This is a genomic window from Marasmitruncus massiliensis (assembly GCF_900186535.1).
GTDB classification, from domain to species: Bacteria; Bacillota; Clostridia; order Oscillospirales; family Ruminococcaceae; genus Anaerotruncus; species Anaerotruncus massiliensis_A.
The window spans coordinates 324,196-346,939 of sequence record NZ_FYDE01000005.1 but is presented as its reverse complement, the minus strand read 5'-3'; the positions used below and the strand labels follow the sequence as shown (position 1 = coordinate 346,939).

The 22,744-nt window shown below is 52.3% G+C and carries 9 protein-coding genes and 1 riboswitch; all 9 genes read right to left on the bottom strand.

Annotated elements, in window-relative coordinates; genetic code table 11:
* Positions 1 to 203 precede the first annotated feature (203 nt).
* Positions 204 to 623: a sigma-70 family RNA polymerase sigma factor gene (locus C1A10_RS09605; RefSeq protein ID WP_101910061.1), complete on the bottom strand. Its 420-nt coding sequence runs from the start codon at positions 621 to 623 to the stop codon at positions 204 to 206.
* Positions 624 to 1,038: 415 nt separating this feature from the next.
* A riboswitch (cyclic di-GMP riboswitch) is annotated at positions 1,039 to 1,127 on the bottom strand.
* A gap of 14 nt (positions 1,128 to 1,141) precedes the next feature.
* A complete protein-coding gene (locus tag C1A10_RS09600; protein ID WP_101910060.1) occupies positions 1,142 to 8,779 on the bottom strand; it encodes an S-layer homology domain-containing protein in 7,638 nt (2,545 codons plus the stop codon).
* 43 nt (positions 8,780 to 8,822) lie between these two features.
* Positions 8,823 to 9,125, bottom strand: coding sequence for a response regulator (locus C1A10_RS09595; RefSeq protein ID WP_101910059.1), 303 nt, complete (start codon positions 9,123 to 9,125; stop codon positions 8,823 to 8,825).
* Complete coding sequence (locus C1A10_RS09590) at positions 9,122 to 9,496, bottom strand: response regulator (RefSeq protein ID WP_101910058.1); 375 nt, start codon at positions 9,494 to 9,496, stop codon at positions 9,122 to 9,124. The genes C1A10_RS09595 and C1A10_RS09590 overlap by 4 nt, the downstream gene beginning before the upstream one ends.
* Before the next feature lie 197 nt (positions 9,497 to 9,693).
* Positions 9,694 to 15,921, bottom strand: a complete 6,228-nt coding sequence (locus C1A10_RS09585) for an S-layer homology domain-containing protein (protein ID WP_180951078.1) — start codon at positions 15,919 to 15,921, stop codon at positions 9,694 to 9,696.
* Between the two features lie 26 nt (positions 15,922 to 15,947).
* The gene (locus tag C1A10_RS09580; RefSeq protein ID WP_180951077.1) at positions 15,948 to 16,370 is read right to left on the bottom strand and encodes a response regulator; all 423 of its coding nucleotides are present in this window, start codon (positions 16,368 to 16,370) and stop codon (positions 15,948 to 15,950) included.
* The gene (locus C1A10_RS09575; protein ID WP_101910056.1) at positions 16,367 to 16,741 is read right to left on the bottom strand and encodes a response regulator; all 375 of its coding nucleotides are present in this window, start codon (positions 16,739 to 16,741) and stop codon (positions 16,367 to 16,369) included. Before C1A10_RS09575 ends, C1A10_RS09580 begins: the two co-directional genes overlap by 4 nt.
* A gap of 245 nt (positions 16,742 to 16,986) precedes the next feature.
* Positions 16,987 to 22,128 (bottom strand): S-layer homology domain-containing protein, encoded by a 5,142-nt coding sequence (locus C1A10_RS09570; protein WP_180951076.1) that lies wholly within the window; start codon positions 22,126 to 22,128, stop codon positions 16,987 to 16,989.
* On the bottom strand, positions 22,119 to 22,580 hold the full coding sequence (locus tag C1A10_RS18750; RefSeq protein ID WP_242968903.1) for a response regulator: 462 nt from the start codon (positions 22,578 to 22,580) through the stop codon (positions 22,119 to 22,121). The genes C1A10_RS09570 and C1A10_RS18750 overlap by 10 nt, the downstream gene beginning before the upstream one ends.
* Between the last annotated feature and the right edge of the window lie 164 nt (positions 22,581 to 22,744).

The following is a 22,744-nucleotide window of genomic DNA, read 5'->3' as shown; positions in this document are numbered from 1 at the left end:
CAGAAAAATGAGTGATTCCGCTTTTCTTGCTGCCTGCCTACAGGTGGTCTTGGCGCATCCTCCGGGGTCGCTTTCCCTTTCGGGGTCCGTCAGCTAACGTATTCAGGTCATCGGATATGAAGTTTTCAAAGAGCCGTGAGGGAGAATAGAAAAACCCCCTCACTACTAAGCCGATTTCGTGAGGGGGTTGAGCGGACTTATTTTTAAATTTTCATAAGTTTTTTTAGTTTGACCAGAATTCTGTGCCGCCGGTCATTGATGGTTTTCTGTGGAATGCCGGTTTCCGCAGCGAGTTGACGCTCACTTTTATTCTGAAAAAACAGAGTAAAAATCAGCTCCTGTTCTTCTTTGGTGAGCTGTGAGAGGCACTGGTGGAGCTTTTCTGCCAACAGCTTGTCCACTGCGGCATCCTCCACACGGGGAGAAACAAGGTCTGGAATTACATCCTCACCATTGGTTCCCTCCGTATCCAGGGCACTGTAATAAAAGACGCCGTTTGTCGTATCCCTTTCCTCCAGATAAGTTTCGCGGCGCTTCATGCGGTGATAGGTCAAATAGACTTCTTCGCTGACAGGGACGAGCTGCCCCTGCACCTTGATTCGATATTCTTTTTTCTCTGCCATATGGCTTGTCCTCCGTTTTCTGAAATTTTGATGGTGAATCAAAATGTCAGAAGCGGAGGAGAGCGGCAGTGCGGAATAACTTCGCCTATATAAAAAACAGCGAAAAAAATCCCATTATATGGAATATTTAGTCGCTGTATAGATTTTCTTGTCGAAAGAAAAAAGTCAGCACGATGCCCACGGCAAAGTGCTAACTTTTTTAACCTTGTATAATTAAATTGTAGAGGTGAAGGAGGATATGTACGAGTTGCTCTGTCTCTATTTACACCTCGGAAAGGGACGAAACCTAAATATCTTCATGCGGATACCTCTCTCGCCATAGCCCAGCGAAAGCCGATATCCTGATACCTGAAGCATCCGTTAAAAGCCGCAAAAGCCTGCCCTTCAAAATTGCGAAGGGCAGGCTTTTGACTAACTTCGCAGCCAGACTATCATAGCATCCTAAGACACCTTAGACCCTCGGCTTTGCGTCCCCGGCTTTAACCGGGTTTGCCCATAGCTCTATTGATTTGTTCTGCTTACTGCGTCTTTCTCATGCCGTTTGCATCGACCTCATAGCCGTCCACCTTAGAGCTTCTGGCAAGGGAGCCATCGGCATAGAAGTAATACCACTTGCCGTCGATTTCCAGCCACTTGCCGGATACCATCAGGCCGTCCTTGGAAAAGTAATAGGTCTTGTTGTTTCCGTTTGCACCAAGATCCCACCAGCCTACCAGCATGATGTTGCCGGAGTAAAAGCACCAGTTGCCGCCGTCCTTTACCCAGCCGGTTTTCAGCGTACCGTCGGTGTTAAAGAAATACTTTACGCCGTTGATGGTCTGTGTCCCGGCGAGAGCCTTGCCGTCCTTGTAGTACAGGTACTGTCCAACGTCGTTTTTCGCCCAGCCCTGTGCTGTATCCGGATCAATGGTCAGTTTGATGTAGCGACTCAGCATAGAGGAAACCTCCGCGCGTGTGGCACTGGCTTTCGGATTGAATTTATTACCTGTACCGCCCATCATGATGCCTGCCTGCTGCATGGCTGTGACTGCTGTCTTGTAGGCATTTCCAATGCCAGAGGCATCCGTATAAGTTGTCGCGGTGCGCGTCACAGGCAGGGTGTAGCCGGTTGCCTTGGCGTAATTTGCAAAGATTACCGCAATTTCCTCACGGGTGACAGCACGGTCAGGTTCAAACTTGCCGTTACCAGTACCCTGCACAATGCCTTTTTTGTACGCCCACTCAATGTAAGGCTGGAATGTGCTTCCGATTTTGACATCGGTGAAGCTGTTTGTGCTGTAGGATTTCACATTTACATCTGCTAATCTGCCAAGTGCCGTCACCAGCATTCCGCGGGTCATGGCGCTGTTCGGCTCAAAGGTGGTTTCCGATGTGCCGGAGAGAAGCCCTCTACTGACCACATAGTCAATGCTTTCCTTTGCCCAATGGAAGGAGATATCCGCCAGTTTAGCGCTGGGAGCCGTATAACCGATGCCGTACTGTGAAAAATGTGTTGTTGTGAAAATGACGCATCCGCTGTTCGTATCATAGGCAGAGCCTGCGATACGGGTGGCGTTGCCCTTTGCATCTACGTAAACGGCATACAGACCTCCGTCTGCTTCGTTCTTGCCCAGCACATACGGAATAGATACGGTCGCAATTCCACCGCTAAAGCTGGATACGGTCTTACCGTTTCCATAACCTACAGTGATGTCATAGACCGGTCTTGTGCCGATGATTTTTATCGCGCCCTTAGAAAGGTTGATTTTAGGTGCAACAGCAATTTTGATGTCACCGGTGCTTTGCTTCTGGATTTCCGCCAGCGCCTTTTTATCAAAGGAAACCGTCACAGGCGAGCCATTCAGTTCAAGGCTGGTTACTCCCGCGCTCACAAGACTGTTCAGAGAATTGCGGGTTAGCGTTGCCGTCAGGGAAGTAGAACCCTTAGGCATGGTAACGTTCAGCTTCACAGAGATCCCATTAGCGGTTTTGCCCTGCGCTTTTGCATCAGCCTGCGCCTTGGCAATGGCATCCGTTACGGATTTCTCCGGGATGGACGCACTTGCCGAACCGTTCTTTCCTGCTGCTGCCGTGACGGGAGCCGCCGCCGTTACCGGCTGGTTCGGTGTCTTTTCCGGCGTTATGGCAGGTGCTGTAGCAGAGCTTCCTCCAGAAGAAGAACCGCCACCACCGGAGTGAGGCGCAGCAGGCGTACTCGCTGCGGAAGCTTCTGCACCGTTACCAACTCCATTGACTGCCCGAAGCTTAAAGGTATAGGCTGTGCCATTGGTCAGCCCGGTAACGGTATGGGTGGTCACAAGTCCGGCATCCGTCCAATTCGTGCCGTTATCGCTGGAAATTTGATATTTCGTAATCGCGCTGCCGCCGTTAAAGGGCACTGTCCAGTTCAGCGTAATTTGCGTGTTGCCCGCCGTGGCGGTCAGTACCGGCGCATCGGGCACGACTGCAGGGACTGCCTTTTCTGCGGTTATTGTGCCGTTGTAATTACCTGTGCCGGTCGCCTGCACGGAGATTATTTTTCCAAGATCACTTCTGGTGATGGTGTAACTGCTGCCGACCGCACCACTGATTATGCTGCCCTCACGAAGCCACTCGATGGAGGTGGTTGCGTCGCTCGGTGTCAGGGAAGCGGTATTCAGCGTCAGCGTTTCGCCCAAGGCGGTTGTTCCGTCGATGGAAACACTGCCTCCCAGTGGGATTCTGCCGATTTCCACCGGGTCGCTCGTCTTGCTGCCCGCATAGTTGCCCGTTCCCGTTACCCGCACAGTGATGAGTGAACCAACCGGGTCGGTGCCTATGCCTGCTATCGTGTAGGTTGTACCGGTGGCACTGCTGATTGGGGTTCCATTCCGATACCACTGGTAGGAAAGGGTTGCATCATGGGGCGTAATGCCGCCGGTGTTCGCCGTGAGGGTATCACCCGCATCGATTCTGCCAGAATCGCCGCCGCCTTGGGTTACGACGATGGAAACCGTGCCGTCAATCTGTTTGGCGGTGATATTGGCGGTTGCATTAACCGTGCCGAGAAGGCTGTAATTATTCGCCATTTCCGTAGAATTGAGTATGGGTGTTATGGTGACGGTTTTTCCAGTGCCAACATCTGCGTTGTCAAACGAGCCTGTGGCGGTATAGTCGGTACCAATCACAAAATTCTCGCTGTCAACCAAACCGCTAAACACCACATCTGTAACCGTAGCGTCCAGATTACCGTCATACTGTTTGTTTGCTGCCGTAGCGGAGGAAATGGTCAGCGGTTTTTGGGTGATGTTCACCGTTACGCCGGTAGGCTGCGTTAGGGTGTAGTTGTCCGCAGCCGTGCCGGTCAGGGCAACGCCGGTTATCGTGACCGGCTTGTTAGTTCCCGCATTTGCGTCCTCTGTTGTGCCTGTGCCGAGAGTAAAGCTTAGGTTTGCAGCATCGCCACTCTCCACGCCGGTAAGGCTTCCGCCGGCAAGCGCAACGGAGGTGGTACCGTCATAGGTGCGGGCTGGTGCGGTTACACCTGTGATGGTAACTGACTTGGGCGCAATGCTGAAATTACCCAGCGAAATATCGGTTGCTACGTTATACACCGTTCCAGCGGTTACATTCGCCGTCACCGCATAGGTATCGGCATTTGCCGGAGGGGTCGCTGTGCCGTCATATTTCAGCGTTACAGCACCCGCTCCGCTGGGTGCGATGACGGGAAGCGACTGTATCACACCGCTATAGGGAGTAATTCTGTCACTCGGGTCAATTGTAAAGTCCGCCGCCGTCAACTCCCTCTTGTTTACTGTGAGGGTGACATCTTGCTTATTGTTGGGATTGCTGACCGATTGGGTGGTGATGATGATACCGCCGGAAAAAACGGCAGGAATGTCAAACGTGCCGCTGCCGTTTTCTACGGAGGTCACGCTTATGACGCCGCTGTCAGCCGCATTTTTTGCCGTGATGGTCACATCCGGTTCTGTCCAGCGCTCCATGCCGGTGACGTTTACCGTGACCGTCTGCGAGTTGGCGCTGGCAAGGGCGGTGTAGGCACTGCCGCTGCCGCTTACATCCGTTCCCGAAAGAATCACAGACAGTGCATCGGTAGAAAGATTAAGCAGATACCGCTCCGGCGCGCCGCTTTGCCCTGCAATATTCTTTAGGGTGGGCAGCTTGCCGTCTGCGAAAGTCCATATGCCAGAATCCCAAGCGGAGGTGTCCCAGTTGGCCGCATTCGTCCAGAAATTGCCGCCAAAGAGGGTGGCGGAGGTTAAATCCGCACCGTCCTTTGCATTGATTCCTTTGTTATCCCATGTACTGGAAATGCCGGTGTAGGCGTAGTTGCTTGTGAGGGTTGCATTGTAAACATCCCCCGCAACACGACCGACATTGCTGCTGCCGGAAACGGAGGGATTGAGCGCGGCGCAGTTTTGCACGGAGCTGGCGGCAGTAGTCACATACCCCGCCACACCGCCGATATAGTTTGTGCCGCTGATGCTGCCGGTACTGTAGCAGTTTATCACCGTGCCGTAAAGAATCCCCGCCACGCCGCCGACATTGCTTATACCGCTGACGCTGCCGGTGCTGTAGCAGTTTTTAACCGTGCCGTCAACCATACCTGCCACGCCGCCGACACTGCTTTCACCGCTGACGCTGCCAGTGCTGTAGCAGTTTTCCAACGTGCCGTCAACTCGCCCCGCCACGCTGCCGGAGATTTTTCCGCTGACGCTAGCATTTAGTATACCTAAGCTTTGCACCGTGCCGCCTGTGCCGATATATCCGAACAGCCCCTGATAGTTGGCATCGGGGCGGTTGATGGTCAGCCCTGTTATCGTCTTGCCGTTGCCGTTAAAGATACCCTTGAAGGTTGCCATATCGTCTGTTCCAATGGGAACCCAGCCCCCGCCGGTTGCATAACCTGAAAGGTCAAGGTTATTTTCCAGCCTAAAATACTGGGAGTAAAAGTTATCCCCCGCATTTGTAAACTGCGCCAGCCTTGCGAGATCCTCCTCGGTTTTGATAAGGAAGGGGTTTTCACTGGAAGTTCCCGCACCCTCAAAGGGGGCTGCGCCCTCCGCCTGTAAGTACGCAGGCATATCCGCCGCTGTGCCGCCCAAGCCGGGCAGCTTGCCTGCTGTGTATGTCCACGGGCTATTTATAAACACTGCGGGGAAAGCGTCCGCTGTTTGCAGTGCGGCTTTGTTTTGGCCCGCGCCGTCTAAGCCGGTTGCGCTGTCGGTGATGCTTTTCGGAGTACCGCCCACCATCACCGACATGCCGCTAAAGGCGATGTTGCCGGAGAGGCCGCCACTTTGCAGACGACCCGTTACACGGCCGATACCCTGGGCGGTGGATATCGCTGTTACACCGGAGTTCAGTACGGCGCAGTTTGTTACCGTGCCATCTTGTACACGCCCTACCAAGCCGCCGGCATTCACGGTGCTTCCTGTGGCGGTTACCTGCCCTGTGGCATAGCAGCTTTGCACCCTACCACCGAAATTGACATATCCCGTCACGCCCCCTACCGCATCATTACCACTGACACTGCCGGTGACATAGCAATCTTCCACTATGCCGCCACCGACATATCCTGCCACGCCGCCGGTATTATCCCCGCCGTTGACGCTGACATTCACCACACCAAGATTTTCCACCATGCCGCCACCGCCGATATGTCCGAAAAGCCCCTGATTTATACTGCCGGTACGATTGATGGTCAGCCCTGTGATTTGGTTGCCGTTACCGTTAAATATACCATTAAACGGTTTTGCTGAATGAACTCCGATGGGTACCCAGCCCTCACCCGTGGCATAGCCCGAAAGATTGAGAGGATTCATCAGCTTATAATAAACCATTGTACCGCCATAAGCTGCGTTGGTAGCCGCATCATTCACAAGCTCCGCCAGCTTGGCAAGCTGGGCAGGGGTGCTGATTTGGTAGGGGTTTGCTTCCGTGCCCTCGCCACGGAAATTCGGATCGGTGCCGTCTGCGATGTGCACAGGCATGGTGCTGTCCTGTACATCCGCGGCAAAACCGGTGAGGATGGGCAGCCCGCCCGCTGTGTATTCCCAGCCGTTTGCTGAGGTGAATAGACTAGAAAGCACACCGGCTGTATCCGCCTTGAGGGCGGCAACAGTCGTGTCTGCGCCGTTATTATTGTCTGCCGAACCCCCTGTTGCTGTGCTGCCGTTTACCGTCATGCCGCCAAAGGCGATGTTGCCGGAGGGAGTGCCGCCCATAATATTCCCCGCCACACGGCCCGCATTGCTGCCGCCAGAAACAGAAGGGTTCAGCGCAGCACAGTTTTGCAGTGTGCTGGTTACAGCCCGTCCCGCTACGCCGCCGACATATTGACCGGTGCCGATGACACTGCCGGTGCTGTAGCAGCTTTGCGCGGTGCCACCGTCAAGCAAGCCCACCGCACCGCCGACAAAGCCTGCGCCGCTGACGCTGCCGGTGTTGTAGCAGTTTTGCATCCCATCGCCGCCGCTAGTATCCCCAGCCACGCCGCCGACATAGTCTCCGGTACCGATGACGCTGCCGGTGTTGTAGCAACTTTGTACGGTGCCACCGTTAATACGCCCTGTCACACCGCCGACCTTGCTTGTGCCGCTGACACTGCCGGTGTTGTAGCAGTTTTTCATGGTGCCGTAGCTGTCAACCTGCCCCGCCACGCCGCCGACAAAGCCTGCGCCGCTGACATTGCCGGTGACATAGCAGTTTTGCACCGTGCCGCCATAAACATATCCCGCCACGCCGCCGACATAGTCTTTGCCACTGACACTGGCATCCACCACACCTATGTTTTGCACCATTCCGCCGTTGCCGATATATCCGAACAGCCCCTGAAAGTAGTCATCGGGGCGATTAAGGGTAAGCCCGGTAATCATATGATTGTCACCGTCAAAGCTGCCCTTGAAGTTGTTTGTGCCAGTTCCGACGGGCGTCCAGCCGCCGTCGGCGTTATAGCCCGAAAGGTCAATGTCATTGTCCAGCTTTAAGTATACCTTGCCGCTGGACGTACCAAGAAAGATCGTTTCAAGCTGACCAGCATTGGTCAGCGCGGCAATCTCGGCAAGCTGCGCTGCCGTGCCAATCAGGAATGGATCGGCTTCCTGTGCGCCTCCGCCAAAGCTGCGTGCCATCCGCATCTCTGGTGCACGCACCACAACGGCGAGATGGGGTAGCTCCGCTGTGGTGCGAAATCCCTCAGCAAGCCTTGCCGTGAAGAGATACAGACCCTTGGTATTTGCGTCATAGGCAGGTTCGGCTTCCCATGTTACAGAAGCCTGCACCGCTTCACCCTCCGCCATGGCAGACAGGGTTTTGGGGAGGTTTAACTGCTCCTGCGCCGTGCCATACTCCACCGACTGCCAGCGGATATCGTCCGCAAGCGCATTAAAGGCGGTGACCAGCCCTACCACTACGGGTGCGCCCACCGTCACAGTAATCTGCGGCAGACTCACGCCATCCGCCAGGGCATAGCCCGACCGCAGAACCGGCTCATAGAAGAATACCGCACCTGCGCTTTCGGAATCAAAGGTGTCCGAACCGCTGCGCTCCGCATTGATTTGCCATGTGATGCCCGTCAGCGTCCGCTCTTCCGAGGTGATTTCCTCAGTTTCCGCCTGCTCGGTTTCCGCAGCCTCTAAATCCGCGCTGATTGCAGAACCGGTGGTGCTTGCGGCTAAAGGCACTTCGCCGCTATCCAAGACCACTGTAGCCTCGCTGTCGGTAGCGGTGTTGTCCTCTGCGCTATTTTCTTCTTCCTGCGATTCCTCCGCGTCATTTCCCGAAACGGTGGAATCCCTGTCTGCGGTTCCATCTGTCTGTGGTTCTTCCGCAATGCTCTCGTCAGGTTCGGATTCTTCCGTAGCAGTTTTGTCGGGTTGGGATTCCTCCTCAGTGCTTTTTGCCGTATCGGCAGAAGAAATACTGACTGTCACATTCAGCGTATCGGGCAGATGAATGTCCGATTCCTCCGCACCTACCGGCAGCTGCTGTGTGGCAATTCCATCGGACAGCTGCGCGAAAGCGGTGATTATTTCTGTTTCCTGTTCATGAGCAGAAACACCATATCCTGTAATCGGGTTCACCATCAGCAGAGCAAGCGCCGCCGCCAATAGCCGCTTTGCTTTTTTTCGGACGGAAACGCTGTTTATGTGCTCCGCCATTCGTTTTATTTCCATAATAACCTCCATTGCTCCGTGCCTTTTCAAGGCATGGTTCTTCTTATTGTTTTCCTATTTTGTCTATCCGCACTGGTAACGGCCAATCCATTGATACCGGTGAAAATGAAATATGCGGCAAGCCGCTCTGCGACCGCAAATAATCACAAGCGGAAAGCCCCTCGGCGCCTGGATAGCCCACGACGGCCAGCGACACCAGTGGGCCGTCCCGTAGGAAATAGGCCAGTTTCACATCCCCGCGCCGTTCAGGTTCTTCAATAAAGTTCAAAACAAGGTATCTGCCGCAACACGCCAGCTCATGGGCGGTACTTTCATCTGTGCCACAAAGCGCAATCGTGCGTTTCATAAGTTTCCCGCTCCTTTCTCCACAAGTCGCATACAGCTTGAAACCGCGTCCCGAAGCTCTGTGTCCGGTACAGGTCTGCACAGAAAACTGGTCACACGGTACTGATACCCAAACAGACTGTAGTCCTCGTCGGAAATCCACAAAATAGGGATGTCCGGCGCTTTCGACCGGAGCTGCCGAACCGCTTCCAATCCGGCCACGCCATTTAAGGCTACCGTCAAAAAAGAGAACGGCTTTAGCTCCAGTATCCGTAAAAGCGCCTGAGCGCTGTTGCATTCCGTAATGTCAAGCTTTTGCGGAAAAGCGGCCGCACACAGACGGCTTCCCCAAACATCTTCTTCTAAAAATGTCGCACACAACGCAACATTCACACAACCTCCTCCTTCCCTTATCAGAAACGAAAAAACTACCAGACCTCCTTTTTCAGAAGTCTGGTAGTTTTTATTAGGGTAGCATTTTGTCAAGAGGTTTTCAATGGGTTATGATCAAGCGGTCGAAAATCTGCACAAGCGGTCAAAAATCCGTCTGATTTCATGGTGCTAAATGATTATCCGTGAAATAGGCTGTTTTACTTTATTTTTCTCACTCCGTTCTCATCCACCTCGTACTCGTCGATTTTGGTGCTTCTGGCAAGGGAGCCGTCGGTGTAAAAATAATACCATTTACCATCGATCTCAAGCCACTTGCCGGATACCATCAGACCGTCCTTGGTGAAGTAATAGGTCTTATTGCTGCCATTCGCACCAAGATCCCACCAGCCTACCAGCATGGTTTTGCCAGAGTAAAAGCGCCAGTTGCCGCCGTCCTTTACCCAGCCGGTTTTCAGTGAACCGTCGGTGTTGAAGAAATACTTCACGCCGTCGATGGTCTGTGTGCCGGCGAGAGCCTTGCCGTCCTTGTAGTACAGATACTGTCCGGCATCGTTTTTCGCCCAGCCCTGTGCCGTATCAGGATCAATGGTCAGCTTAATATAGCGGCTCAGCATGGAGGAAACCTCCGCGCGGGTGGCACTGGTTTTTGGATTGAATTTATTGCCTGTGCCACCCATCATGATGCCCGCCTGCTGCATGGCTGTGACCGCCGTTTTGTAGGTGCTGCCAATGCTGGAAGCATCCGCGTAGGTGGCGGCATTGCGCATCACAGGCAGGGTATAGCCGGTTGCTTTTGCGTAGTTTGCAAAGATGACCGCGATTTCCTCACGGGTAATCGCCCTGTCCGGTGCAAACTGCTGATTTCCGATTCCCTGCACAATGCCTTTCTTGTATGCCCATTCAATGTAAGGCTGGAACGTGCTGCCGAGTTTGACATCGGTAAAGCTGTTGGTGGTATATGCTTTCACATCAACGCCTGCCAGTCTGCCGAGAGCCGTTACCAGCATTCCGCGGGTCATGGCGGTGTCAGGCGCAAAGGTGGTTGCCGAGGTGCCGGAGAGGAGCCCGCTGCCTACCACATAGTCAATGGATTCCTTTGCCCAATGGGAGCTGATATCTGTAAACTTTGCTGTCGGTGCGGTGTAGCCGATACCGTACTGGGAGAAATGGGTGGTTGTAAAAATCACACAGCCGCTGTTTGTGTCATAGGCAGAACCTGCAATACGGGCCGCATTGCCCTTTGCGTCTACATAGACCGCATACAGGCCGCCGACTGCTTCGCCCTTGCCCAGTGTATAAGGGATGGATACCGTCGCCATTCCACCGCCGAAGCTTGCTACACTCTTGCCGCTGCCATAGCCCACGGTGATGTCATACACCGGTCTTGTACCAATCATGGTTTTGGCCGCTACGGAAAGGTTTGTCTTAGGTGCAATGGCAATGCTGATATTGCCGGTGCTCTGCTTCTGGATTTCAGCCAGCGCCTTTTTATCAAAGCTTACCGAGACAAGGGAGCCGCCTATTTCAAGGCTGCTTACGCCTGCACTCACAAGGCTATTCAAAGAGCTGCGTGTGAGAGCCGCCGTCAGGGAGGTTGCGCCCTTTGGCATGGTGACGTTCAGCTCCACGGAGATGCCGTTTGCGGTTTTGCCCTGTGTCCTTGCGTCCGCTTGTGCTTTCGCAATCGCGTCGGTTACCGCTTTATCGGGGATGGACGCGCTTGCCGCGCCATTCGTCCCCGCTGTTGCTGTAACATGAGCCGCCGCCGTTACCGGCTGGTCAGGTTTCTTTTCCGGCGTTGCGGCAGGCGTTGTAGTAGAGCTTCCTCCAGAGGAAGAACTGCCGCCACCAGAAGAACCGCCACCGTCACCGCTGTTGTTTTTGCTGTAATTTGCCGTGACAGTAACTGCCTTGTCCGGCATAATAAAGGTTGTTGTGCTTGCTGTGCTGTTTGCAAAGGTGACCCCGTCGCTACTGCTCCAGCCGGTGAAGGTATAGCCGTTTCGGCTATCTGCTGTAATAGTCACGGTCTGACCCTCACTGTAGCTGCTGCCTCCGGTTCCGTTTGTCACAGTTACGGCGTAAACCACGTTGACCACCGTCAGCTTGCCGTTCGTATAGGTGACGGAATAGCTGTCAGCATTGGCAAGAGTGCCGCCACTGATCGTAATGGCATACTCTCCAACGGTGCCGGTATCCGTCGCTGTAGTTGATATGGTCGGGCTGGTAAAGGTATCACTGCCCACAAGCCCTGTTGCGATATAGGTAAGCGCTGGCATTGCCGCACCCTTGATAATGTTCAGCTGATCATTCGCCTTAATGGTCAGCGTCTTTTTGCCAACAGTCAGGGATACCGATGCGATTGCTTCATTATAGGTGCTGTTTGCCGCCTTGGTAGAGGTGATGGTCACGGTACCAGCCTTGTGAATCGTTGCTGTGGTACCGGCAATGCTGACGATGGTTGGGTCAGAGCTTTCAAAGGTCACAGCTCCGGTTCCGCTGCCTCCGGTGGCGGAAAGGACAAAGTTGTTGTCTCCATAGGTCTTGGGACTGATGCTGCCAATGACAAGCGCCGCCTGATTCTGCTTGCGAATATCCACTTCCATCTCCGAACTGTCGGCGGTATTGTAATTGCTGTTTCCGCTGTAAACTGCCTTGACCGTGTAGCTCTGATCTGCAAGCCCTGTCCAGTCAAAGGATGCGGTGCCATTTTCAAGCGTTATGGCACTGCCTATATTCACCGAGCTGCCACCGGTGGCACCGGTGGTATTGACAAACTGCACCGTACCGGCAGGAACATCTCCGTCGCCCGAGCCGGTCACCGTTGCGGTCAGGGTTGCCTGACGGCTCCCCGTATTTCCGGAAATTGCCGCGCTAACGGTAACGACAGGAGTTGCCCTGCTTACAGAAATGCTGACATTGCCGGTGACGCCGGAAATAGTTTCATAATTTTTTATCGTGTCTGCGTTTGGCGTAAATGTAACCTCATAGCCGCTGTTAGAAACCGTCGGAATAATATCACCGTTTGTCCATGCGAATGTACCGTACTGTGTGCTACCACCTGTCAAGCTGCTGTCAGACAGTTTTTGTCCGTATGCAATATTACTCGCTGTAGGATAAGTAATGCTTGGTGCATCGCCCTTTGCAATGGTGATTTCCTTGCTGACTGTGGCATCGTTGTAATCCGCGTCACCCACACGCACAGCAGTAACAGTAACAGTTCCTGCACCTATCACATTAAATGGGGAGGTATATACTCCCTCATAATTAGGATTCTCGTATCCGGTTAAAACGCCATTATCCTTTTGTACATAAAAATACATTCCATGAAAACCTGACGGTCCACCATCAAGTTGGAGCCAAGCCAGCTTACCGTTTCCGGTACCATATTTGGTGGTATTGTTGTAAGTGCTCATCTCCCATTCGGTGCTTAGAGGATTCTGATCCTTTTTAACTTTTGTTGCAGTAAAGGTAAACTCCTCGCTCCATACCGCATTAAAGGTTTCATGAGAAAAATCTCTAAAGCCAGCCCTTAGCGTCACCTCACCTGCATATAAATCACCAAGAGCACCGGTAATGTAGCAGCCTTCAGTTCCATCCCAAGTTGCTGGTTTGCTGTCATTGGATTCCTGTCCAAGTCGGCTCAATCTAATGCCGTTAACTTCTGCAGGCGTTCCATCCGGGTATTTAAGCCATACCTTAAAATACGCATCGGTTGTGCATTTTCCACCATTGGGTATCTCGGTTCCGTCTTTTTCAAACAGCTTTAGCGAAATGGTAGGGGTTATTTTCTCAATAACCAAGTTACTACTCTCTCGTGCGGTTAACTCAAGCCCGTCGCAGGCAACAACACAATGGAAATTATAGCTCCCCGGAAGAAAGCTTCCTTGCAAAAAATATTGTGCCGTAGTCGCCCCTGCTATCTTAGTATATTCAGAGCCATTGTGTCTTTGATACCATTGATAGGTAATTTCTCCCACGGCTGTTGCGGCTTTTTTTACATTGACCGAAAGGGGAACTGTTGCTATTTGTTCTTGCGTATTGGGATTGTTTTGCCCCGTAATCGTAATGGGTGCTTGTATGACTTCTACATTTTCAAGATATGTTGTCCCTTCCCCTGTAAGCTTTTGACCATCGTTCGCCTTGTAGCAGCGCTCGCTTCCAAGAATATGATTTAAAGGGCTACCATAGTTGCTTGACAGGCGAATCTTTGAAAAGCTACCGCCACTTAGGCGTACACTTGTGTTAGCGGATAGCTCTCCGCTAAATGTACCGCCGAAGATATGGCAAGTCCCACCATTAAGGATTGCAACAGAACCACCAGTTTCATTGATAAATGTGCCGCCATTAATCCTTAACTGCATTCTGCTGTTATCAGCATCCAGCTTTATCGCCATGCCACCTGTATTGGAATATCTTCCTTTTTCAATTACGATGTTTTCTGTGTTAGACCCTGTAATACTGATTACAGCTTCACCCCCAGTGCTGGAGATTCTACCGATAGCCTCGGCGCTACTGTCCGTAATAGTAATATTTCTGCAATCTCTGAGTATAAGCGCTGTTCCTGCTGTTCTACAAGTCCAGCTTTTTCCATTCAAATCTATTGTACGGGCTTCAGTGGTAGCAGCCACGTAATCGTCACGGACGATATCATCCAGCAGCTTAATTGTTACAAGATTCGGTTTTGTTAATGCTTCATCTATACTACGACAATACACCACCGTTCCATCATAGAGTGTCGCAGATACCTGTCGCTTTACACTGACATTTTTGATTATTTTGTCCGAGTGTTCATCTTCGGTTACATGATGAATCGTACCATCAGTATTCTTATAAACATATCCGTCCTCAAGTATACTATCAAGGGTTACCGTAGTGTGGGTGAATTTAGAAAAATCAAGCTTATCATATGAGCCACCTGCAAGAGTTGCGCTTGAACGCATTCCACATGCAAGGGTTCCCATTTTGCCACTACCCACGCTGTCTTTGACATGTACCTTTAGCGAGCCAGAGGCAATACCTACATCCAAACCAAGACCACTCCAAGTTTTTCCGTTTAGGTCAAGTGTAAATTCTCCCTTCATATCTACAATAGATACATATACAGCCGGATCCTTCAACAGAGTAACGGTGGCACCCTCCATGCCCAGTGCCGCTACGACGGCTTCCTCAACGGTGGCATGGTAGGTAATTGCGCCCTCTGCGTTGGTCACGCTGGCTTCGCCGTCCTCAGCTGTAGCTGTCAGCAACGCCACCGTATACAGCGAAAAATGCTCGGCAGGCGCTTCCAGCGTTCCGTCCTCCTGATCCACAGTGGTGTCCAAGCCCTGTGCGTCACTTAAGGTGTCATCCATGTGAAAAACCTTCAGCTCCTGCGTGGGTGAGGTGTCCTCCGTAACCATAGGCAGCTGTGCAAAGGAAACCTTTACCTCGCCTTTACTGGTGTCTGGCTGAAGCTCGTTGCCCTCCGCATCGGTGATGGTGATGTCAAAGGAAACCAGCTCCATTACGGTTTTAGCGGTATCCGTGGATTGTACTTCTTTGCTGACCGCACTTTGGATTTTCTCTTTGTCCTCTGTGCTGGTCACCTTCTCGGCATGAAGAACAGCTCCCTCCGGAAACACGTCTTTTTCCGCCTTAACAGTGATTTCTATGCCGTCTATGGTCTGGCTTTGGCTAAATGTCCACCTGCCGCCATCCTCAATCCGAACCTCAATCTGCGGCAGACTCACGCCATCCGCCAGGGCATAGCCCGACCGCAGAACCGGCTCATAGAAGAATACCGCACCTGCGCTTTCGGAATCAAAGGTGTCCGAACCGCTGCGCTCCGCATTGATTTGCCATGTGATGCCCGTCAGCGTCCGCTCTTCTGAGGTGATTTCCTCGGTTTCCGTCTGCTCGGTTTCCGTAGCCTCTAAATCCGCGCTGATTGCAGAGCCGGTGGCGGTTGCTACTAAAGGCACCTCGCCGCTGTCCAAAACCACCGTTGCCTCGCTGTCGGTAGCGGTGCTGTCCACTGTGCTGTTCTCATCTTCCTGCGGTTCTTCCGCATCGTTTCCCGAAACGGTAGAATCCCCGTCAGAGGTTTCATCCGTCTGCGGTTCTTCCACAATGTTTTCATCAGGTTGGGATTCCTCCTCAGTGCTTTTTGCCGTATCGGAAGAAGAAATACTGACTGTCACATTCAGCGTATCGGGCAGATGAATGTCCGATTCCTCCGCGCCTACCGGCAGCTGCTGTGTGGCAATTCCATCGGACAGCTGCGCGAAAGCGGTGATTATTTCTGTTTCCTGTTCATGAGCAGAAACACCATATCCTGTAATCGGGTTCACCATCAGCAGAGCAAGCGCCGCCGCCAATAGCCGCTTTGCTTTTTTTCGGACGGAAACGCTGTTTATCTGCTCCGCCATTCGTTTTATTTCCATAATAACCTCCATTGCTCCGTGCCTTTTCAAGGCATGGTTCTTCTTATTGTTTTCCTATTTTGTCTATCCGCACTGGTAACGGCCAATCCATTGATACCGGTGAAAATGAAATATACGGCAAGCCGCTCTGCTCCGGGCGGCCCGGTGCCACAAAAGCAGACATCCAGCCGCTTTGCTTCCGGTTCAAATTCCATTCTGTCGCATAACCACAGGATGGGCAGCGTACCGCTCTGCGACCGCAAATAATCACAAGCGGAAAGCCCCTCGGCGCCTGGATAGCCCACGACGGCCAGCGACACCAGTGGGCCGTCCCGTAGGAAATAGGCCAGTTTCACATCCCCGCGCCGTTCCGGTTCTTCAATAAAGTTCAAAACAAGGTATCTGCCGCAACACGCCAGCTCATGGGCGGTACTTTCATCTGTGCCACAAAGCGCAATCGTGCGTTTCATAAGTTTCCCGCTCCTTTCTCCACAAGTCGCATACAGCTTGAAACCGCGTCCCGAAGCTCTGTGTCCGGTACAGGTCTGCACAGAAAACTGGTCACACGGTACTGATACCCAAACAGACTGTAGTCCTCGTCGGAAATCCACAAAATAGGGATGTCCGGCGCTTTCGACCGGAGCTGCCGAACCGCTTCCAATCCGGCCACGCCATTTAAGGCTACCGTCAAAAAAGAGAACGGCTTTAGCTCCAGTATCCGTAAAAGCGCCTGAGCGCTGTTGCATTCCGTAATGTCAAGCTTTTGCGGAAAAGCGGCCGCACACAGACGGCTTCCCCAAACATCTTCTTCCAAAAAATCTGCGCACAACGCAACATTCATACGACCTCCTCCTTTCCTTATCAAAAACGAAAAACTACCAGATCTCCTTTTTCAGAAGTCTGGTAGTTTTTATTAGGGTAGCATTTTGTCAAGAGGTTTTCAATGGGTTATGATCAAGCGGTCGAAAATCTGCACAAGCGGTCAAAACTTCACCTGATTTCATGGCAATAAACAGTTGCAGGAGCCTGCCCCATAAAGAGGGTAGACTCCTGCAAGGTTATTGATTATCCGTGAAATAGGCTGTTTTACTTTATTTTTCTCACTCCGTTCTCATCCACCTCGTACTCGTCGATTTTGGTGCTTCTGGCAAGGGAGCCGTCGGTGTAAAAATAATACCATTTACCATCGATCTCAAGCCACTTGCCGGATACCATCAGACCGTCCTTGGTGAAGTAATAGGTCTTATTGCTGCCATTCGCACCAAGATCCCACCAGCCTACCAGCATGGTTTTGCCAGAGTAAAAGCGCCAGTTGCCGCCGTCCTTTACCCAGCCGGTTTTCAGTGAACCGTCGGTGTTGAAGAAATACTTCACGCCGTCGATGGTCTGTGTGCCGGCGAGAGCCTTGCCGTCCTTGTAGTACAGATACTGTCCGGCATCGTTTTTCGCCCAGCCCTGTGCCGTATCAGGATCAATGGTCAGCTTAATATAGCGGCTCAGCATGGAGGAAACCTCCGCGCGGGTGGCGCTGGCTTTCGGATTGAACCTGTTGTTGGTGCCGCCCATCATGATGCCTGCCTGCTGCATAGCTGTAACCGCTGTTTTGTAGGCGCTACCGATGCCGGAGGCATCCGCATAAGTTGTGGCGGTGCGCGTCACAGGTAGTGTGTAGCCGGTGGCTTTTGCATAATTCGCAAAGATTACCGCGATTTCCTCACGGGTGACAGCACGGTCAGGTTCAAACTTGCCGTTACCGGTACCCTGCACAATGCCTTTTTTGTACGCCCATTCAATGTAGGGACGGAAGGCGCTGTCTGCCTTTACATCCGTGAAGCTGCCTGTAGCGTACGCCTTGGTATCCACACCGGCCAGTCTGCCGAGGGCTGTTACCAGCATTCCGCGGGTCATGGCGCTGTTCGGCGCAAAGGTGGTTTCCGATGTGCCGGAGAGAAGCCCTCTGCCAACCACATAGTCAATGGCTTCCTTTGCCCAATGGTTTGAAATATCCGTGAACTTTGCACTTGGTGCCGTATAGCTGATGCCATACACCGAGAAGTGATTGGCAGCAAAAATCATGCTCTTGCTGTTCGTATCATAGGCGGAGCCTGCGATACGGGTGGCGTTGCCCTTTGCGTCCACAGAAACCGCGTACAGACCGCCGATTGCTTCGCCCTTGCCCGGTGTGTAGGGGATAGATACGGTCGCGGTTCCCTTACCCATAGAAGTAATGTTCACGGTTTTCCCGTCTTTTACTGTGCTTAGCGCAATGTCATAAGCGTTGCGGATATTTTTGACCGTGACAGGTTTTAGCGTCATTGTAATATCACCGCTGCCTTGTGTCTGCTGTTGTTTCAGGGAAGCCTGATCAAAGCAGATATTAACCGGCAGACCGACAATCTGAAACAGTTTTACATTTGTGCTGACTAATCTATCCAACGCGGCGCGTTCTGTTATGATTGTGAAGCTTTTTGCACCGAGAGCAGAAAGGGAAATCTCCGCACCGATGCCGTTCACCGTTTTTCCTTGCGCTTTTGCGTCAGACTGTGCCTTTTCAATAGCTGTTTTCACCATGCTGTCGGTAATGATGATAACCGCATGATTATCTGAAACCTTGCCGCTGGCATTGACGCTGCCGATAACAGGCTGATCGGGCTTCTTTTCTGATATTGTCACAGCGGAAGAACTGTCGCCAGAGGACGAGCCGCCGCTGCCGTTGTTGTTGCCACCACCATTATCGTTGTTGCCGCCATTATTATTGTTACCGCCGCCATTGTCATTGTTGCCGGAGGTGGATTCAAAAATTGCCTTCACCGTCACTTCTCCATCCGGCATGGTGAATTTGTTGTTCGTAATCGTCACACCGCCGCTGATTACCTGCCATTCCTTGAACTTGTAGCCTTCCTTCGGAGTGGCGGTCAGCGTGATTTCCGCTCCCTGCTTTGCATAGGCAGGGGTTGCGCTTGCCGTGCCATTTCCATCATGTTGCACAGTGACAGAATGGTTGATGGGTGAGGGCTTGGAAAAGTCCAGCTTCTGACCCTGTACCGCACCTGTCAAGGTGACCGGCTCGCTGTTTTCATTGGATACCGTCAGGTCGTTGCCCATGGTTACAAGGCTCCAGTATTTTGCCGAACTGCCTGTTACAGAAGCAATTTCCGTATCGGAGGGAACTCCCGCCAGTGTAAGCACATCGTTCTGCGGTTTATCCGAGGTTCTGTCCACAATGCAGAAGGGCGCAATTGTGGCGTTGGTAATCAGCTTGCTGTTTGTATCTACTGTCAGCTTACCATCTATGATATAAACACCGTAGCTGCAGTTGGTGGTTAACGTAGAGCCACCTGTCACGGTAACATTACCGCTCATTGCCATAACGCCTACACCATGCTCACTGCTTGCGGTAAGTGTAGCACCGTCCGTCACATTAACCGTTTGGCAATATACCGCTGAGGAGTATTGCTCCGAAACAGTCAGACTTGTGCCTGCACCTTCGATACTAAGCGTGCCGTTGGATCCACCTGAACCACCTATGGAAATGCGCCCTGCGGTAACCTTTGCGCCGCCCTGCACTGTTAAGGTGTCACCGTCTGCGCTACCACTTATTCCGCCCATGATATTCAGTGGGGCTATTCCGCTAAGCGTCAGGTTGAGTACTTCACCGAATGGTGCATCCAAACCACCCACAATGGTAGAAGGTTCGATAGTATTAATAGTTACCGTTGCAGGGAGTTTAATTTCACCGCCCAATGCGGCATTGCCCAATGTCAAGGTGTTAGTGGAAGCATCCCACGCATAACCGTCCTTTCCCACCGTTTTGCTGGTGTGGTCACCTATGGTTACATCCAGTCCATTAATTGGATTGATTCTTGTTCCGTCGTTACGGTAGATATCGGCTGCCGTAGGCTCTCCCTCATCGCCATATGCGGTTGGCACTGTTACCAAGCCAGTTCCCGAAAGAGGAAGTGCCTTTATTTGTTCTGGCGTGGTGCCTTTTGGAAGAATAACAGCAGAATTGTTCACAATCCTAGCACCTTTGCCGATTTCCAAATGATTGTCAAGCGTGGTACCTTCATCGAAAGATAGCGTTTGCCTAAAGGCAGCTTCCAGTGTCAAAACCGCCCCGTCAGCCAGAATCAGCTTTCCATTTTTGCCTACTCCAATGGTATGTGAATAGCTGCCATAAATCGTGTATTTAACAGCTTCACTCGTTGCACCCAATTTGTGCAACACATTTGCCGTGGCTGTCTGAGCGATTGCTAAGGTGGCATTATGACCTATACGGCTAATTACGCTCTCCAATTTGCCGTCACCTGTAATGGCAATGTTGCCTTCACCAGTTATAGAGTCTATTATATTTACTCCCTCTAAATGAATGGTAATGGCAGCATCGGGCAATGCAATGCCGCCCATGAGATAACCGATATTATCCATATCGTGAAGTGTCAGAACAGGGGGTTTACCCTCTGTTGACGGTGTAAAGAGAATATAGCTTGTGCGTGGGGTGTCGGGATTTCCCTCATAATAGGTAGCCTCGGCAGGCAGAGCTGCGGAGAGGTCTAATTTTACTGGGGCTGGCGGAAATCCTCCACTGCTCTTAAGTTCCACACGCAGATAGCGCTTTTCACCTACATAGATGTATTCATTTCCAGGAGTATTCGGGTCAATCAGTATCACCTCACCGCCGATGCCCAGTGCGGTCAGCTGTTCTACGGTAAGCGTGAAGGGCAAGAAAACGGTGCCGTTATTGTCAATCGTGCCACTGTTTGTGATGGCACTGCCATTTAGTCCCAAGACGCTAAAGCGTTTGCCTGCCGGTATTGTAATGGTGCTTCCGCTCTCTACCTTTAAACCACCGACAATCATTGTGTCTCCGTTCGTGGTGAGGGTACTGTCCCCTTGCATTGTAACGGAGGGAGAAGGACCGGACATACCGCTACCCATTGGCGGCATACCGACTTGCAGCGCTCCTCCAAATTCGCCCCCGGAAAGGGACACCTTGGCACCGTCTTTTAACATGACATCTCCCGTGGTAAGCATGCCGTAGGCTGTACCATTCATGGTAACGCTGCCGCCGGAGAGGGTCAAAGCGCCAACATTTGTGCATTGGTGTGCATTCACCGTTAAGGAAGCTTGGCTACTACCCTCAATGGTGATGGACATAGCCGTATCGGCTGCACCTGCAAAAATGCCTATTCCACTTCCAACGGTGCTATTGGTTAAGGTGCTGTCACCCTCCAGCTTGATGACAGTGTCTGCGCCCAAGTACAGCGTATTGGTGGCAGCGCTGCTGATTGTCGCACCATGCAGAACCAGTGTTGCGGGCGTGCTGCCGTTTGCAGGCGTGAACAGCGCATAGCCGTCCCCGGCCTTGTAATAGGTGGCTTCTGTGGGGGCGGTGCTCAGGTTAAGTCCTGCCTCGCTGATGTCACCCTGATAGGTATAGTCGATACCGTCAATGGTAACGGTATCGCCAATGGGAATTTCCGTGGCCCCAAGTGCTGTTCGCATCCTAGCGCTGCCAATCAGTACGCTGATCTCCGGCAGACTAGCGCCGTCCGCGAGGACATAGCCTGCCGGCAGAACCGGCACATAGGTATAATAATCGCCGTTTTCACTGGAATCAAAGGTGTCGGAGCTGCTGGTGTCCGCATCAATCTTCCATTCGATATTCTTCAGCGTGACGGCTTGTGTCGTTTCCGCTGAACCTGATTCCGTATCTTCCGTGTCCGTATGAATTACGGAATTGGTCGTAGTTTCTACAGTGGGCGCCGCGCCGCTGTCCACGACTGGCGTGGCGTTACTGTCCGTAGCCGTGGCGTCCTCTGCATCATTTGCTTCATCCTGCTGTTCTGCCGTGTCATTTCCCGAAACAGTGGAATCCCCGTCAGAGGGTTCATCCGTCTGCGGTTCCTCCACAACGCTTTCGTCGGGTTGGGATTCTTCCGCATTGTCATCCGCCGTATCGGCGGAAGAAACACCGATTGTTACCTCCAGTGTATCCGGCAGATGAATGTCGGATTCCTCCGCACCTACCGCAAGCTGCTGGCTGGCGACCTCTCCTGACAGCTCCGCAAAGGCTGTGATGGTTTCCGCCTCCTGTGCATGGGCGGAAACACCGTAGCCTGTAACCGGGTTTACTATCAGGACCGCCAGCGTTACCGCCAATAATCTCTTTGCTTTTTTTCTGACAGGGACGCTGTTCAGGCGCTCTGCCATTTGTTTTATTTCCATAATTCCCTCCATTGCTCAATGCCCTTGTTTTTGAAGTAGCATTGAATTGTTATTTTTGTTCTGATTTGCCTTAATAGGGCAGTCGATCCGACCTCGGTCGGAGGGCGGGCACGAAGCATTCCTGCTACAAGGCGCTCAATACCGGGTGGACCGGTGCTGTAAAAGGCTACACCAAGCCGTTTTGCTTCCGGCTCGAATTCTCTCCTGTCGCACAGCCACAAGATAGGCAACGCACGGCTCTGCGTCCGCAGATAATCGCAGGCAGCAAGCCCTTCGGCTCCGGGATAACCTACCACGGCGAGGTCAACGGGTGGACCATCCCGCAGAAAATAAGCCAGCTTCACATCCCCGCGCCGCTCCGGCTCATCATAAAAACGCAAGATACAGTATTCGTCATGCTGTTCCAGTTCATGGGCAGTTTCCTCTTTGATACCGCACAGTGCAAGATTCATTTGAAGTCCTCCTTTCCTTATAGAAAATCTAAAAAAAACAACTACCAGACCCCCTTTTTCGGAAGTCTGGTAGTTTTTATTAGGGTAGCATTTTGTCAAGAGGTTTTCAACGGGTTATGATCAAGCGGTCGAAAATCTGCACAAGCGGTCAACATTTTTCCGGG

Coding starts and splice junctions, on each gene's coding strand:
- C1A10_RS09605 (WP_101910061.1), bottom strand. CDS start 623: ATGGCAGAGAAAAAAGAATATCGAATCAAGGTGCAGGGGCAGCTCGTC.
- C1A10_RS09600 (WP_101910060.1), bottom strand. CDS start 8,779: ATGGAAATAAAACGAATGGCGGAGCACATAAACAGCGTTTCCGTCCGA.
- C1A10_RS09595 (WP_101910059.1), bottom strand. CDS start 9,125: ATGAAACGCACGATTGCGCTTTGTGGCACAGATGAAAGTACCGCCCAT.
- C1A10_RS09585 (WP_180951078.1), bottom strand. CDS start 15,921: ATGGAAATAAAACGAATGGCGGAGCAGATAAACAGCGTTTCCGTCCGA.
- C1A10_RS09580 (WP_180951077.1), bottom strand. CDS start 16,370: ATGAAACGCACGATTGCGCTTTGTGGCACAGATGAAAGTACCGCCCAT.
- C1A10_RS09575 (WP_101910056.1), bottom strand. CDS start 16,741: ATGAATGTTGCGTTGTGCGCAGATTTTTTGGAAGAAGATGTTTGGGGA.
- C1A10_RS09570 (WP_180951076.1), bottom strand. CDS start 22,128: ATGGAAATAAAACAAATGGCAGAGCGCCTGAACAGCGTCCCTGTCAGA.
- C1A10_RS18750 (WP_242968903.1), bottom strand. CDS start 22,580: ATGAATCTTGCACTGTGCGGTATCAAAGAGGAAACTGCCCATGAACTG.